A 17599-nucleotide genomic window follows, 5' to 3' on the forward strand; every position below is an offset into this window, starting at 1 on the left:
GTTTTTGATAAAGAAAGGAGCCAAGCAGGCTCCCCCTTTTCGTCAGCTAGACGGTTCTGGCTTGCTGACCAGACTCTCCAGCGACGGTAATGCACCGTTATAGTGTTCCAACGTAATCGACACTGCAACCGTTCCGCCTTTATCCGCCGTAAAGTTCCCTGCCGTGCTCACTTCAATCGTCGGTGAACCATGATTATCGGTGATGCGAATATAGCGGCTGATATCGGTGCCTTCCTCCAGTTCGCCAACCAGATCGCTTAAATCAATCCGGTCACCCTCTTTGGCGTTAAAGTCTTTGATCACATCGTTGCCGATATCGCCAGCCTGCCACTTGAAGGTATCCGCGCCAGCTCCGCCAATGAGCGTATCGCCCCCCGCCCCACCAATCAGGATGTCGTCTCCGCTACCGCCGTAGAGCAGGTCATTCCCCGCCCCACCATAGAGGGTGTCATTTCCTCCCTGGCCGAAGAGAATATCATCCCCTGCGCCGCCATTGAGTATGTCATTCCCTCCCTTCGACGACAGATCAAACTCTGAACTGTGCGCGGCAATATAGTTATGCATGTCCTTCGTCGTCGGGACGCCTGTTTGCATACCTAACTGCTTGCCGATGTAGTTCTGCAAGGCTGCGATGCCAGTACCGTCGATGTTAGGGAACGAGACAACATCGCCGAACAGCACATCATCATTATACGTGCCAGACATCGTGTCATTGCCCACCGCACCGACACTCAGTCCATACTGTTCAGCACCTTCTGCCGAATAGCCAGTTGCCGTATCGTGGTTGCCCATTTCTGTCGAGGTCGCCTGCGCCACGACATTCAATTTACCCGCATCGGCTGGCACCTCAAGCGTAATTTTCCCGGCCAGCGTCTGGGCATTGTGAGCATTTTGAATCAGATACGAGCCATCGGCACCGACGGTATACTTCACGTTATTGATTTGGTCGGTCAGCACCGTTCCCGTCGGGATCCCCGTCAACCGAATACCAGATAGCGTTTCGCTACCGTCACGGTCAGTCAATGCCGCTGAAACATCGAGCGTATAGGTCTGTTTTCCCGCCTGACCGGGGACTTTGTCCACCGTCGCACTATTTCCGGCGGTATACGTCGAACCATCGCTGTAGATCACGCCTTCAAGCTGGTTACTTACCTGCTTGATTAAAGATCCCGAATGCCCCTTTCCATCAGAATAGGTAACTTTCACACCATCCAGTGTGTTGAAGTTATTATTTCTATTATTCGTCGAGTTTTCAGCCTTATAGGTAAAACCCTCTTCTTTTTGGACAAAGATATAATCTTTACCTGGATTACTCGACTGTGACTGACTATTTCCGTGGACAGAATCAAGCTGGTTATACTGTTTCTGTGCTTCAGTCCAATCAGACTGACGGTAGAAATAACCGCTTTTGGAATGAACAACAAAAATGTCAGCATAGCTTGTCGATCCCCCAGGATTACCATTGCCGTTATCTTTGCCGTAATACTTAATCTGTTCCGAAGGGTTAGCAGCAGCAGGCGCAGTATCACCCTCTGTCAACCAAACGCGCACACCACTGCCGATCTTAACAATTTTCCCATCTTGCACATCAAACCCGCCAGACTGCCCACTTCCCCCATTCACCTTAATGACTTCCGCAGAGGCTGGCGTCGTGGTAACGCTGGAGGTGCTCAAGCTTACGACTGGCACATCGGCTACTGGCGTAATACCAATGTGCAGCGCGGCTTTATCGCCTGTGTTCCCTGCGCTATCGACAGGTCGGTAAGCAATGTCCCCCAGCGATGAACCAGAGACATTACTCGCTGGCGTAAAGCGTAGATCGGTGTTGCCAGCGGTAAAGGTTTGGCCAGCGGTGACCGCTTTCCAACTCCCGTTATCATTAAAATAGAGCGTGCCAGCGGCAGCAGGCGGCAGAGACGAAATCACGATGCTTGTGGTATCGCTCGATACACCCAGATCGCTCCAGCCAATGTGCAGCGGTGTATCTTCTGTACCCGACACCGTGTTGTTGTGTGCAGTTGGCGGCGTAATATCCATGATGGCCTGGCTGTTATCATGCGCCTGATTGCCTGCCGCATCGGTCGCCGTCGCCCCTGCGGTAATCTTGCCTTCCGCTAGCGTGCTCAGATCGACATTCGTCTGCCATTTTCCGTTCGTCACGGGCACGTCATGCAGCGTAACCGACTTACCATTCACATCGGTAAAGACCAGATCGACCTTCTTCTCATTGCTGGTGCCGCTGACTACGGTATTTTTCGACTCACTCTGGCTGACATACCCATCGTTATCCGCGAAATTCGTAATATCAATTTCTGGGGCAGTCGTATCCACACTGTAGGCATGATGAGTATTCGCCGTGGTGGCGTTCCCCGCGTTATCACGCGTGGTCACGCTGGCGCTAATGTCACTATTGGCCGCCAGCACCGATCCCGGAACATTGACGCTCCAGGTCTTGCCATCGGTATTCACCGTCGTCTGGTACGTTTCCGTACCGACTTTGACGGTAATCGCGTCGCCCGCTTTCACTTCATTCCCAACTTTACCGGTCACCGCAATCGTCTGGCCGGATTCGGCCGCGTTAATCACGTTATCGCTGGTGACATTGTCGATGGAGATAGACGCTGTCGGTGCAACCGTATCGACACTGTAAGCGTGACTGGTGTTCGCGGTGGTGACGTTACCTGCGGTATCGCGGGTGGTCACCGTCGCTGAGATATCGCTATTGCCCGCTAACACGGAGCCCGGAACATTCACGCTCCAGGTTTTGCCATCCGCATTGACCGTCGTTTGGTAGGTATCAGTACCGACTTTTACTGTAATCGCGTCGCCAGCTTTGACTTCATTACCGACCTGACCCGTGACCGCTATCGTCTGACCGGACTCGGTAGCGTTGATGACGTTATCCGACGTGACATTATCGATAGAAATTGAGGCAACAGGTGCAACGGTATCAACACTGTAAGCGTGACTGGTATTGGCCGTCGTGACATTGCCTGCGGTATCGCGGGTGGTCACCGTTGCCGAGATATCACCGTTGGCGGCAAGAACAGAACCTGGAACATTGACGCTCCAGGTCTTGCCATCCGCATTCACCGTCGTCTGGTACGTTTCCGTGCCGACTTTTACGGTGATCGCGTCACCGGCTTTGACTTCATTACCGACCTGACCCGTGACCGCTATCGTCTGACCGGACTCGGTAGCGTTGATGACGTTATCCGACGTGACATTATCGATAGAAATTGAGGCAACAGGTGCAACGGTATCAACACTGTAAGCGTGACTGGTATTGGCCGTCGTGACATTGCCTGCGGTATCGCGGGTGGTCACCGTTGCCGAGATATCACCGTTAGCCGCCAGCACCGATCCCGGAACATTCACGCTCCAGGTCTTGCCATCCGCATTGACCGTCGTCTGGTAGGTCTCGGTGCCGACTTTTACGGTGATCGCGTCACCGGCTTTCACGTCATTATCGACTTTACCCGTCACGGCAATCGTCTGGCCGGATTCACTGGCATTGATCACGTTGTCGCTGGTGACATTATCGATAGAGATCGAAGCTGTTGGCGCAACGGTATCCACGCCGTAAGTGTGGCTGGTGTTAGCTGTGGTAACGTTGCCCGCCGTATCACTGGTAGTCACTGTAGCGGAGATATCACCGTTAGCCGCCAGCACCGCCCCTGGAACGTTGACGCTCCAGGTTTTTCCGTCGGTATTCACCGTCGTCTGATAGGTTTCAGTACCGACTTTCACGGTAACCGCGTCACCGGCTTTAACCTCATTGCCGACTTTACCCGTCACGGCGATCGTCTGACCAGATTCGCTAGCATTAATCACGTTGTCCGACGTGACATTATCGATAGAGATAGACGCTGTCGGCGCAACCGTATCCACACCGTAAGCGTGGCTAGTGTTCGCGGTAGTGACATTGCCTGCGGTATCGCGGGTGGTCACCGTTGCCGAGATATCGCCGTTGGCGGCAAGAACAGAACCCGGAACATTGACGCTCCAGGTTTTGCCGTCGGTATTCACTGTCGTCTGATAGGTCTCGGTACCCACCTTAACGGTGATCGCGTCACCGGCTTTCACGTCATTATCGACTTTACCCGTCACCGCTATCGTCTGACCGGACTCGCTGGCGTTAATTACGTTATCGCTGGTGACATTGTCGATAGAGATCGACGCAACTGGCGCAACCGTATCGACACTGTAAGCGTGACTGGTGCTCGCGGTGGTGACGTTACCTGCGGTATCGCGCGTGGTCACCGTCGCTGAGATATCGCCATTGGCCGCTAACACGGAGCCCGGAACGTTGACGCTCCAGGTTTTGCCATCGGTATTCACCGTCGTCTGGTAGGTATCGGTACCGACTTTCACCGTAACCGCGTCACCGGCTTTGACTTCATTACCGACCTGACCCGTGACCGCTATCGTCTGGCCGGATTCACTGGCATTGATCACGTTGTCTGACGTGACATTGTCGATAGAGATAGACGCTGTCGGTGCAACCGTATCCACGACGTAAGCATGAGTCGTATTGGCGGAGGTGACGTTGCCTGCCGTATCGCGCGTGGTCACGGTAGCACTCACATCGCCATTCGCCGCTAATACCGATCCCGGAACGTTCACGCTCCAGGTTTTGCCATCGGTATTCACCGTCGTCTGGTACGTTTCGGTACCGACTTTAACGGTAATCGCGTCGCCGGCTTTCACGTCATTATCGACCTGACCCGTCACCGCTATCGTCTGGCCGGACTCGCTGGCATTGATCACGTTATCGGACGTGACATTATCGATAGAGATAGAAGCAATCGGTGCAATGGTGTCTACACCGTAAGCATGAGTCGTATTGGCGGTAGTGACGTTGCCTGCGGTATCGCGTGTGGTCACGGTCGCACTCACATCGCCGTTTGCAGCTAGCACCGATCCCGGCACATTGACGCTCCAGGTTTTGCCATCGGTATTCACCGTCGTCTGATAGGTCTCAGTACCGACTTTAACGGTAACCGCATCGCCCGCTTTAACCTCATTGCCGACCTGACCCGTCACGGCGATCGTCTGACCAGATTCGCTAGCATTAATCACGTTGTCCGACGTGACATTGTCGATAGAGATAGACGCTGTCGGTGCAACCGTATCGACACCATAAGTGTGCAAGGTATTGGCTGTCGTGACGTTACCTGCGGTATCGCGGGTGGTCACCGTTGCTGAGATATCGCCATTGGCCGCTAACACGGAGCCCGGAACGTTCACGCTCCAGGTTTTGCCATCGGTATTCACCGTCGTCTGATAGGTCTCGGTGCCGACTTTAACCGTAACCGCGTCACCGGCTTTCACGTCATTATCGACTTTACCCGTCACCGCAATCGTCTGGCCGGATTCGGCCGCATTAATCACGTTGTCGGACGTGACATTATCGATAGAGATAGACGCTGTCGGTGCAACCGTATCCACACCGTAAGTGTGGCTGGTGTTAGCTGTGGTAACGTTGCCCGCCGTATCACTGGTAGTCACTGTAGCGGAGATATCACCGTTAGCCGCCAGCACCGCCCCCGGAACGTTGACGCTCCAGGTTTTTCCGTCGGTATTCACCGTCGTCTGATAGGTTTCCGTGCCGACCTTAACAGTGATCGCGTCGCCCGCTTTCACATCATTATCGACTTTACCGGTGACCGCGATGGTTTGGCCGGACTCGGCCGCGTTAATCACGTTGTCTGACGTGACATTGTCGATAGCAATCGACGCTGTCGGTGCAACCGTATCGACACCATAAGTGTGCGAGGTATTGGCTGTCGTGACGTTACCTGCGATATCGCGCGTGGTCACGGTCGCCGAGATATCGCCGTTGGCGGCAAGAACAGAACCTGGAACATTCACGCTCCAGGTCTTGCCATCGATATTCACTGTCGTCTGGTACGTTTCCGTGCCGACTTTTACCGTAACCGCGTCACCCGCTTTCACTTCATTGCCCACCTGACCAGTGACTGCAATGGTTTGGCCGGATTCAGCGGCATTGATCACGTTATCGGACGTGACATTGTCGATAGAAATCGAAGCCGTTGGTGCAACGGTATCCACGCCGTAAGTGTGACTGGTGTTCGCTGTGGTGACGTTACCTGCGGTATCGCGGGTGGTCACCGTTGCCGAGATATCACCGTTAGCCGCCAGCACCGATCCCGGAACATTCACGCTCCAGGTTTTGCCATCGGTATTCACCGTCGTCTGGTACGTCTCGGTACCGACTTTTACGGTAACGCTATCGCCCGCTTTAACCTCGTTACCGACTTTACCCGTCACCGCAATCGTCTGGCCGGATTCACTGGCATTGATTACGTTGTCGCTGGTGACATTATCGATAGAGATAGACGCCGTTGGTGCAACGGTATCGACGCTATAAGCATGAGTCGTATTGGCGGTGGTGACGTTACCTGCGGTATCGCGCGTGGTCACCGTTGCCGAGATATCACCGTTAGCCGCCAGCACCGATCCCGGAACATTGACGCTCCAGGTCTTGCCATCGGTATTCACTGTCGTCTGGTACGTTTCTGTGCCGACTTTAACCGTAACCGCGTCGCCCGCTTTGACTTCATTACCGACCTGACCCGTCACCGCTATCGTCTGGCTGGATTCACTGGCATTAATCACGTTGTCTGACGTGACATTGTCGATAGCAATCGACGCTGTCGGCGCAACCGTATCCACGCCGTAAGCGTGGCTAGTATTTGCCGTGCTGACATTACCCGCCGTATCACGCGTCGTGACCGTCGCACTCACATCGCCATTAGCGGCCAGTACCGATCCCGGAACATTGACACTCCAGGTCTTGCCATCGGTATTCACCGTGGTCTGGTAGGTCTCGGTACCGACTTTAACGGTGATCGCGTCACCGGCTTTCACGTCATTATCGACTTTACCCGTCACCGCAATCGTCTGGCCGGATTCGCTGGCATTGATCACGTTGTCTGACGTGACATTGTCGATAGCAATCGACGCTGTCGGTGCAACCGTATCCACACTGTAAGCGTGACTGGTATTGGCCGTCGTGACATTGCCTGCGGTATCGCGGGTAGTGACGGTCGCACTCACATCGCCGTTCGCGGCCAGCACGGAACCCGGAACATTCACGCTCCAGGTTTTGCCATCGGTATTCACCGTCGTCTGATAGGTCTCAGTACCGACTTTCACGGTAACCGCGTCACCGGCTTTAACCTCATTGCCGACTTTACCCGTGACCGCTATCGTCTGGCCGGATTCACTGGCATTGATCACGTTGTCGCTGGTGACATTATCGATAGAGATCGAAGCTGTTGGCGCAACGGTATCCACGCCGTAAGTGTGGCTGGTGTTAGCTGTGGTAACGTTGCCCGCCGTATCACTGGTAGTCACTGTAGCGGAGATATCACCGTTAGCCGCCAGCACCGCTCCCGGAACATTCACGCTCCAGGTCTTGCCGTCGGTATTCACCGTCGTCTGATAGGTTTCGGTACCGACTTTTACGGTAATCGCGTCGCCGGCTTTCACTTCATTGCCCACCTGACCAGTGACTGCAATGGTTTGGCCGGATTCAGCGGCATTGATCACGTTATCGGACGTGACATTGTAGATAGAAATCGAAGCCGTTGGTGCAACGGTATCCACGCCGTAAGTGTGACTGGTGTTAGCTGTGGTAACGTTGCCCGCCGTATCGCGCGTGGTGACCGTCGCACTCACATCACTGTTCGCAACCAGCACAGAGCCGGGAACATTCACACTCCAGGTTTTGCCATCGGTATTCACCGTAGTCTGGTACGTCTCGGTACCGACTTTTACGGTAACGCTATCGCCCGCTTTAACCTCGTTACCGACTTTACCGGTCACCGCAATCGTCTGGCCGGACTCACTGGCATTGATCACGTTGTCGGACGTGACATCATCAATAGAAATTGAGGCAACAGGTGCAACGGTATCAACACTGTAAGCGTGACTGGTATTGGCCGTCGTGACATTGCCCGCCGTATCACTGGTAGTCACTGTAGCGGAGATATCACCGTTAGCCGCCAGCACCGCTCCCGGAACATTCACGCTCCAGGTCTTGCCGTCGGTATTCACCGTCGTCTGATAGGTTTCGGTACCGACTTTTACGGTAATCGCGTCGCCGGCTTTCACTTCATTACCGACCTGACCCGTGACCGCTATCGTCTGACCGGACTCGGTAGCGTTGATGACGTTATCCGACGTGACATTATCGATAGAAATTGAGGCAACAGGTGCAACGGTATCAACACTGTAAGCGTGACTGGTATTGGCCGTCGTGACATTGCCTGCGGTATCGCGGGTGGTCACCGTTGCTGAGATATCGTCATTGGCCGCTAACACGGAGCCCGGAACGTTCACGCTCCAGGTTTTGCCATCGGTATTCACCGTCGTCTGGTACGTTTCCGTGCCGACTTTTACGGTGATCGCATCACCGGCTTTGACTTCATTACCGACCTGACCCGTGACCGCAATCGTCTGGCCCGATTCGCTGGCATTGATGACGTTGTCGCTGGTGACATTGTCGATAGAGATCGACGCGACTGGTGCAACCGTATCGACACTGTAAGCGTGGCTAGTATTTGCCGTGGTGACATTACCTGCGGTATCACGCGTCGTGACCGTCGCACTCACATCGCTGTTTGCGGCCAGCACCGATCCCGGAACATTCACGCTCCAGGTCTTACCATCGGTATTCACCGTCGTCTGGTACGTCTCGGTACCGACTTTTACGGTAATCGCGTCGCCAGCCTGAACCTCATTGCCAACTTTACCGGTCACCGCAATCGTCTGGCCGGATTCGGCCGCATTAATCACGTTGTCTGACGTGACATTGTCGATAGAGATAGACGCTGTCGGTGCAACCGTATCCACACCGTAAGCATGAGAAGTATTGGCGGTGGTGACGTTACCTGCGGTATCACGCGTGGTCACCGTTGCCGAGATATCGCCGTTGGCGGCAAGAACAGAACCCGGAACATTGACGCTCCAGGTCTTGCCATCGGTATTCACCGTCGTCTGATAGGTTTCGGTACCCACCTTAACGGTGATCGCGTCACCGGCTTTGACTTCATTACCGACCTGACCCGTGACCGCTATCGTCTGGCCGGATTCGGTAGCGTTAATCACGTTATCGGACGTGACATTGTCGATAGAGATAGAAGCGACAGGCGCGACAGTATCGACGCTGTAAGCATGAGTCGTATTGGCGGTGGTGACATTACCTGCGGTATCGCGCGTGGTCACGGTGGCGCTCACATCACCATTGGCGGCCAGCACCGATCCCAGAACGTTCACGCTCCAGGTCTTACCGTCGGTATTCACGGTGGTCTGGTACGTTTCGGTACCGACTTTCACCGTAACGGCGTCGCCCGCTTTAACGTCGTTATCGACTTTACCCGTCACGGCAATCGTCTGGCCGGATTCACTGGCATTAATCACGTTGTCTGAAGTGACGTTATCAATTGAAATTGAAGCCACAGGTGCGACCGTATCCACACCGTAGGCATGATTGGTATTCGCAGTCGTGACATTGCCTGCGGTATCGCGGGTGGTCACGGTGGCGCTCACATCGCTGTTTGCGGCCAGCACCGATCCCGGAACATTCACGCTCCAGGTTTTGCCATCGGTATTCACCGTCGTCTGGTACGTTTCGGTACCGACTTTAACGGTAATCGCGTCGCCGGCTTTCACGTCATTATCGACCTGACCCGTCACCGCTATCGTCTGGCCGGACTCGCTGGCATTGATCACGTTATCGGACGTGACATTATCGATAGAGATAGAAGCAATCGGTGCAATGGTGTCTACACCGTAAGCATGAGTCGTATTGGCGGTAGTGACGTTGCCTGCGGTATCGCGTGTGGTCACGGTCGCACTCACATCGCCGTTTGCAGCTAGCACCGATCCCGGCACATTGACGCTCCAGGTTTTGCCATCGGTATTCACCGTCGTCTGATAGGTCTCAGTACCGACTTTAACGGTAACCGCATCGCCCGCTTTAACCTCATTGCCGACCTGACCCGTCACGGCGATCGTCTGACCAGATTCGCTAGCATTAATCACGTTGTCCGACGTGACATTGTCGATAGAGATAGACGCTGTCGGTGCAACCGTATCGACACCATAAGTGTGCAAGGTATTGGCTGTCGTGACGTTACCTGCGGTATCGCGGGTGGTCACCGTTGCTGAGATATCGCCATTGGCCGCTAACACGGAGCCCGGAACGTTCACGCTCCAGGTTTTGCCATCGGTATTCACCGTCGTCTGATAGGTCTCGGTGCCGACTTTAACCGTAACCGCGTCACCCGCTTTCACGTCATTATCGACTTTACCCGTCACGGCAATCGTCTGGCCGGACTCACTGGCATTGATCACGTTGTCTGACGTGACACTGTCGATAGAGATTGAGGCTATTGGTGCAACCGTATCGACACCGTAAGCGTGGCTAGTGTTCGCGGTGGTGACATTGCCTGCGGTATCGCGGGTGGTCACCGTTGCCGAGATATCGCCGTTGGCGGCAAGAACAGAACCCGGAACATTCACGCTCCAGGTCTTACCGTCGGTATTCACGGTGGTCTGGTACGTTTCGGTACCGACTTTCACGGTAACGGCGTCGCCCGCTTTAACGTCGTTATCGACTTTACCCGTCACGGCAATCGTCTGGCCGGATTCACTGGCATTAATCACGTTATCTGAAGTGACGTTATCAATTGAAATTGAAGCCACAGGTGCGACCGTATCCACACCGTAGGCATGATTGGTATTCGCAGTCGTGACATTGCCTGCGGTATCGCGGGTGGTCACGGTGGCGCTCACATCGCTGTTTGCGGCCAGCACCGATCCCGGAACGTTCACGCTCCAGGTCTTGCCATCGGTATTCACCGTCGTCTGGTAGGTATCAGTACCGACTTTCACGGTAACCGCATCACCCGCTTTGACTTCATTATCGACTTTACCCGTCACCGCAATCGTCTGGCCGGATTCACTGGCATTGATTACGTTGTCGCTGGTGACATTATCGATAGCAATCGACGCCGTTGGTGCAACCGTATCGACGCTATAAGCATGAGTCGTATTGGCGGTGGTGACGTTACCTGCGGTATCGCGCGTGGTCACCGTGGCACTCACATCGCTGTTCGCAGCCAGCACGGAACCCGGAACGTTGACGCTCCAGGTCTTACCGTCGGTATTGACTGTCGTCTGATAGGTCTCAGTACCGACTTTTACGGTAACCGCATCGCCCGCTTTAACCTCATTGCCGACTTTACCCGTCACGGCGATCGTCTGACCAGATTCGCTAGCATTAATCACGTTGTCCGACGTGACATTATCGATAGAGATTGAGGCAACAGGGGGCAAGGTATCAACCGTTACCGTTTCACTTCCACCCGTACCAAGAATGCCCGCAGCATCGGTGTAGCTGCCGTCAGGAATGCTGACGCGGACTTCTCCCTCAAAATTGGCGGCTGGCGTCAATGTCGCCGTCCAGCGAGTAGGATCGTTAGGATCCTGCACTAGATTGGTTACAGAACCATTTGCTACGGTGATATCACTGAGATCAAAACCAACAGGCGGTTTTGTAAAAACGAAACTGATTGTGCCATCACGATTAATAACAATGGTGACAGAAGGCGGTGTGGTATCGGTGGTATCCGTTGCCGCAGCCAGCAACGTGGATGAATCTGCACCATCCAAAACCGATGAGGCTCTGTCAGTAAACGATATGCCGGCGGTCTCGTAACCAATCGGGGCAGTCACGACATCAGCCGTTAAATTCAGTACTACCGTTGGATTGAAATGCCCGCCGCCGCCGTCCCCTGCATCTCCGGTGTCATCATTACCCGCGGCAGTGGCCTCTAACACTTGGGTTGGGTCGGCACCTTGAGCGATAGCATCCTGTATAGCAGCGACATCACTGGCGACATCCGTATTTTGCAGGGAAGACGCGCTGCTTACATCACTCCAGCGGCTATCACGCCCCAGATCAAGCGTCTTACCATCAGGTAATGTGATTGAAACCGCACCGTTGGCACCCGTCACCACTTCTTCACCACGGTAAACCCGATCGCCAGCAATCAGCAGCCTCTGACTCCCATCAAGCGCAACGATAAAAACCTGTCCAATAACGAATTTAATAACGCCAATTACACTATTCAAAATACTGTCTCCTTGATATCTATAATTATTTTTATGATATTGCGATATTGCGGCTATAGATCTTGGCTATCATCCTGATAAGGTTGACTTGCTGTGTCGTCCTGACTTTTTTTTAAAAAAAAGCGTTACGATAGTGCTGTTGTTGAGTGCAAACGCTTGACTCAATGAACGATATAATAAAAAATTCAGAATATTCTTTCCAGAACTTTACTTACTTTGAGTCACTCTTATTTTTCTTGCATTAGTTTTTTCAGAAAAATAAATTAAAGTATTGATATAAAAGGAATAAAATAAAACAAATTCGTTAGGCATTTATATAACACCCCAACACTTTAATAGGAATAATCACAAATAAAGTTCTTTGTGAAGGAAAACTGCTGATGATGATGTGTAAATACCGTTTTACTTTATTATCTTTTATTACCGTTTTTTCCACCGCGACGTATGCCGACACGATCCAAGAAGCAGTAAAAAGCACGCTCTATACACACCCCGAAGTGAGTGCATCCATTAATAGTCGTTTTTCTGCCGAACACGATTTACAAGCGGCAAAAGGGGGATATCTTCCTTCCATCACACTGAGTGCAGGTGTTGGCCGCGAAGAAACAGATAGCCCCTCGACACGCGCTAGCATCAATAAACGCGTTGAACTCAGCCGCCAAGAGTCGAGCATCAATCTGAGCCAAACGGTATTTGATGGTTTTGCCACCTCCAGCGAAGTGGGCAGACAGCGTGCCACCGTCAATTCACGTGCCTATAAGGTATTAAATACCAGTGAAGCAACGGCGTTAGATGCTATTCAGGTATATCTGAATGTGTTGCAACGCCAGGAATTCGTTCGTCTGGCAGAAGCCAACCTTGCAAGCCATGAACGTATTTACGATCAAATCAGGCTACGCAGCGAACAAGGCGTTGGGCGATTGGCCGATTTGGATCAAGCTGAAGCACGTCTTGCACAGGCCCGTAACAACGTGCTGACGGAAAAAACCAATCTGGACGATGCCAAAATCAACTACATGAGCGTTGTGGGCAAGGTGCCGGAGAATTTGGTGATGCCCGATGCTTCTGCGATAAAGCTTCCTTCCTCATTGGATGAAGCTCAGCGCATCATGCTAGCTAACAGCCCGGCACTGAAGTCTGCAGAATCAGATATTGAAGCCACTCAGCAGCAATACGAGACTTCAAAATCAACGTTTTACCCGCGCCTCAACGTTGAACTCTCTCGCACGATGGATAACAATGTTGACGGGACGCGCGGTCAAAATAATGAGTGGCAGGCGATGCTGCGGATGCGCTACAACCTGTATGAAGGCGGTAGCAGCAAAGCCAACATGGAATCAAAAGCCTATCAGGTAAAAGAAGCGCAGGATGTGCGAAATAATGCCCTGCGCCTGCTGAGCGAAGAGCTAAAACTAGCCTGGTCAGCGTTAAATAACTCGCGTCAGCAGCTGCCGATTGCCGCCGAATATGCCGACCGCAGTATGAAAGTGCGTACCGCCTATCAGAAGCAATTTGGCCTAGGAGAAAGGACGCTGCTGGACCTGCTGGACAGTGAAAACGAGCTGTTCACCGCACAGCGCCGTCTGGTTGAGGTTCGCTTCACCTCCCTCTACACCGAATACCGGATCGCATCCCGTATGGGAGAGCTATTAAACCGTTTGGCGATCCCGGCGCCTGATGCGGGTACCAGCTTGACAAACGTAACCCCCCACGCAGAGTTGCCGAGCCTTAATTAATATATTTCATTGGTCAGAGGGCGATCAATTATGGTTTATATGCGAGGGAATTACGTTGCGTAAGGGAACGTTTAGTTAAATGAAGTTGCATTCAGTACAAGAGACAAATGGTTCTGATAAATCAGTTGCCCAAGAGCCTATTGTTCATGAACCACAGAGCGTTCATGAATCGCAGATCGCCCATGAGCCCATCGTTCATGAAAATAGTGACCCTCGCAGCCGTCATGACGACCCGTTATTGGATTGCTTGCTGATCCTCTGCACTTTGCAGGGGAAATCCGTCAGCCGTACCACCCTCACCGCCGGGCTCCCCTTAGCCAATCAGCGGTTATCGGTAAAATTGCTCCCAAGAGCTGCCGCACGCGCGGGGTTGCAAGGGCGCGTACTCAAACGTTCTCTGAATAAAATTTCCGAGATGTCGCTCCCCGCGATGTTGCTGTTACGGGAAGGACGCGCGGCGATTCTGTTAGGCTGGAACGCTGACGGCAGCGCACGTCTGATGCCCAGTGAAACAGAAGGCGGTGAAATTTCCGTTGAGCACAATACGCTGCAACAGAATTACCTCGGTCTGGTGATGTTCGCCCAGCCTCGCCATCAGTTCGATCTGCAAAACCCGTCGCTGATCCCCCGAACCAAATCCTGGTTCAAAGATACGCTTAAGCTTTCGCGTTCGCTCTATCTCGATGCCGTCCTTGCCAGTTTGCTGGTGAACATTATCGCACTTGCCACACCGCTGTTCGTGATGAATGTCTATGACCGTGTTGTGCCCAATCAGGCAACGGCAACACTATGGGTGCTGGCTATCGGCGTTACTGGCGCTTTTGTTTTCGATTTGATTCTCAAAACGCTGCGCGGCATTTGCCTCGATATGGCAGGCAAAAAAACCGACCTGATTATTTCCGCCACGTTATTTGAGCGCATTACCGGTATGTCGATGAAAGCCCGACCGCCACGGGTCGGGAGCTTTGCGCAGAATATTCATGAATTTCAATCGCTCAGAGATTTTCTTTCTTCACTGACGCTGACGACGCTGATCGATTTTCCTTTTACGCTGCTTCTGCTGCTGGTTATCGGCATCATCGGCGGCCCGCTGGTCTGGGTTTCCATACTGGCCTACCCTATCGCCCTGCTGGCGAGCTGGGCGATGCAAAAGCCGCTGTCCGCTACCATTGAAAAAACGATGCACCTTGCCAGCGAACGGCAGGCTACGCTAATCGAAACCTTAAGCTGTCTGGACGCGATCAAAGTCAATAATGCGGAAAGTGAACGGCAGCACCTGTGGGAACAGACCATTGGCAGCCTGAGCAAGCTGGAAATGCGGGCCAAGGCGCTGTCTTCACTGGCGGTAAACCTAACACAGTGGTTCCAGCAATTTGCTGGCGTTGCCATGATTGTCGTCGGCGTCTATATGCTGATTAACGGAAAACTCAGTATGGGTGGGCTGATTGCCTGTTACATGCTGAACGGCAGAGCGCTCATGCCGTTGGGCCAACTGTCTGGTCTGGTCAGCCGTTACCAGCAGGCACGTTTAACGATGCAAACCACTGAACAAATGATGCAACTACCGCAAGAGCGTAGCGATAACGAACGCCCGCTGAAGCGCGAGAGCATCCGGGGTGGTATCGAGTTTCGCGATGTGACGTTTAATTACCCGGAACAAAAAACCAGTTCGCTGCAAGGCATCAGCCTGACCATCGCGCCCGGTGAAAAGGTGGGCGTCATTGGCCGTAGCGGTTCGGGAAAAAGTTCACTGCAAAAACTGATCGTAAACCTCTATCAACCTAATACGGGCAATATTCTGATCGACGGCGTCGATGCTCGTCAGTTGGATGTCAGCGATTTACGCCACAATATAGGTTATGTTCCTCAGGATATTCAGCTATTTAGTGGTTCACTGCGCAATAACCTGATTAGTGGCGCACGCTATGTCGAAGACGAAGCCATGCTGCGAGCCGCAGAAATTTCAGGGGTGAATGAGTTTGCTCGCCTGCACCCCGATGGCTATAACCTCCAGGTTGGTGAGCGCGGCCAACAACTCTCCGGCGGGCAGCGTCAAGCTGTCGCGATAGCCAGAGCGCTGCTGCTCGATCCACCGATTCTGGTGCTAGATGAACCCACCAGTTCGATGGATAACACTAGCGAAGACCGGCTAAAGCAAGCTCTGGCCCCCGTGATTGCAGAGAAAACGCTCTTGCTCGTTACCCATCGGGTTTCCATGCTGGCGCTGGTCGATCGTTTAGTGATTGTCGACAGAGGTAAAATTATTGCTGATGGGCCGAAAGCAATCGTGATGGATGCGTTGAAGAAGGGGCAGATCAATGCGTCTCGGTAAATATATCAAACGAATCAAACGGTATTTTGTCGGCGGAGATGAAGAAAGCCTACAAACCATGCCAGAAGTGAGTCGGGCAATGGCTGAAGATTCCCCACGTTCTATGCGCTTTACGCTGTGGGCTATCGGTGCTTTTTTTCTGTTTTTCATCCTGTGGGCCGGACTCGCGAATATCGATGAAGTTACTCGCGGCGATGGTAAAGCGATCCCGTCTTCACGGCTGCAAAAAATCCAAAACCTGGAAGGCGGCATTATCACGGAAGTGTTCATTCGTGAGGGACAAGTCGTCAATGCAGGCGATCCTTTGCTGCGCCTTGATGATACCCGCTTTGCCTCCAACGTCGGTGAAACCGAAGCCGATCGGCTTGCGCTGCTGTCGCGAATTGAGCGCCTGAGCGCCGAAGTCAACGGTCAAGAGCTCGTGCTTTCCGAAGAAATCACGACGCAAGCACCTAAAATCGCGGCAGGAGAAAAAGAGCTTTATAACAGCCGCCGCCAGCAACTGCATAATGAGATATCTGGTCTGGAAGAGCAGTTGATCCAGCGCCAGCAGGAATTGCGGGATTTCTCAGCCAAGGAGATTCAGTTCCGCAACAGTCTTGGCCTGCTCCAGCAAGAAATTAAAATGTCAGAACCGCTGATCGCGGAAGGCGCAATTTCTAAAGTGGAAGTTTTACGCTTACGCCGTGCTGAAGTCGAAACTCGTGGTCAGCTTGATTCCATCAAACTTTCCATTCCGCGGGCGGAGTCTGCGATTAAAGAGGGCGAAAATAAAATAGAGGAAACGCGCAGCCGCTACAAAAGCGAGGCGTTATCTCAACTTAGTGAAGCACAAACCAGCCTGAACAAAATTGCAGCCACGGGTAAAGCGCTCGAAGATCGGGTAAACCGAACGCTAGTCGTCTCCCCTGTTCGCGGTATCGTGCAGCAGGTTCTGGTAAATACCATCGGAGGAGTGATTCAACCGGGTAGCGATCTGGTAGAAATTGTTCCGCTGGATGACAAGCTGTTGGTCGAAGCTAAAATTCGCCCTCAGGATATTGCGTTTTTACACCCAGGTCAGGATGCCATAATAAAATTGACGGCCTACGACTATACTATCTATGGCGGCCTAAAAGGTCAGTTGGAACAAATCAGCCCAGACACTGTTACTGATAAAGAAGGGAACAGCTTTTATATTATTCGCTTACGGACTGATAAAAATTATTTAGGCTCAGCCGATAAACCGCTTCTTATCATTCCAGGCATGGTGGCTTCTGTTGATATAATCACGGGTAAGAAAACTATCCTCAGCTATTTGTTAAAGCCGATTATTCGGGCGAAAGCAGAAGCACTACGAGAAAGATAATAAAAAAGGCGCCCA

Annotated in this window: 4 protein-coding genes; 3 read left to right on the forward strand and 1 reads right to left on the reverse strand. The window is 52.7% G+C overall.

What is annotated here, in order from left to right:
- Nucleotides 1-42: 42 nt before the first annotated feature.
- A complete protein-coding gene (locus tag EO763_RS16070; protein WP_161529565.1) occupies nt 43-12168 on the reverse strand; it encodes an Ig-like domain-containing protein in 12126 nt (4041 codons plus the stop codon).
- Nucleotides 12169-12551: 383 nt separating this feature from the next.
- Between EO763_RS16070 and EO763_RS16075 the strand changes: the two genes are divergently transcribed.
- The 3 genes from EO763_RS16075 (at nt 12552) to EO763_RS16085 (ending at nt 17584) form a co-directional block, all read left to right on the forward strand.
- Nucleotides 12552-13904: a TolC family outer membrane protein gene (locus EO763_RS16075; RefSeq protein WP_039493416.1), complete on the forward strand. Its 1353-nt coding sequence runs from the start codon at nt 12552-12554 to the stop codon at nt 13902-13904.
- A gap of 79 nt (nt 13905-13983) precedes the next feature.
- Nucleotides 13984-16236 carry a type I secretion system permease/ATPase gene (locus EO763_RS16080; RefSeq protein ID WP_161529566.1) on the forward strand — a complete coding sequence of 751 codons (2253 nt, stop codon included), beginning with the start codon at nt 13984-13986 and terminating at the stop codon, nt 16234-16236.
- Nucleotides 16223-17584 carry an HlyD family type I secretion periplasmic adaptor subunit gene (locus tag EO763_RS16085; RefSeq protein ID WP_161529567.1) on the forward strand — a complete coding sequence of 454 codons (1362 nt, stop codon included), beginning with the start codon at nt 16223-16225 and terminating at the stop codon, nt 17582-17584. The genes EO763_RS16080 and EO763_RS16085 overlap by 14 nt, the downstream gene beginning before the upstream one ends.
- Nucleotides 17585-17599 lie beyond the last annotated feature (15 nt).

It is taken from the genome of Pectobacterium odoriferum, assembly GCF_009931295.1.
GTDB classification, from domain to species: Bacteria; Pseudomonadota; Gammaproteobacteria; order Enterobacterales; family Enterobacteriaceae; genus Pectobacterium; species Pectobacterium odoriferum.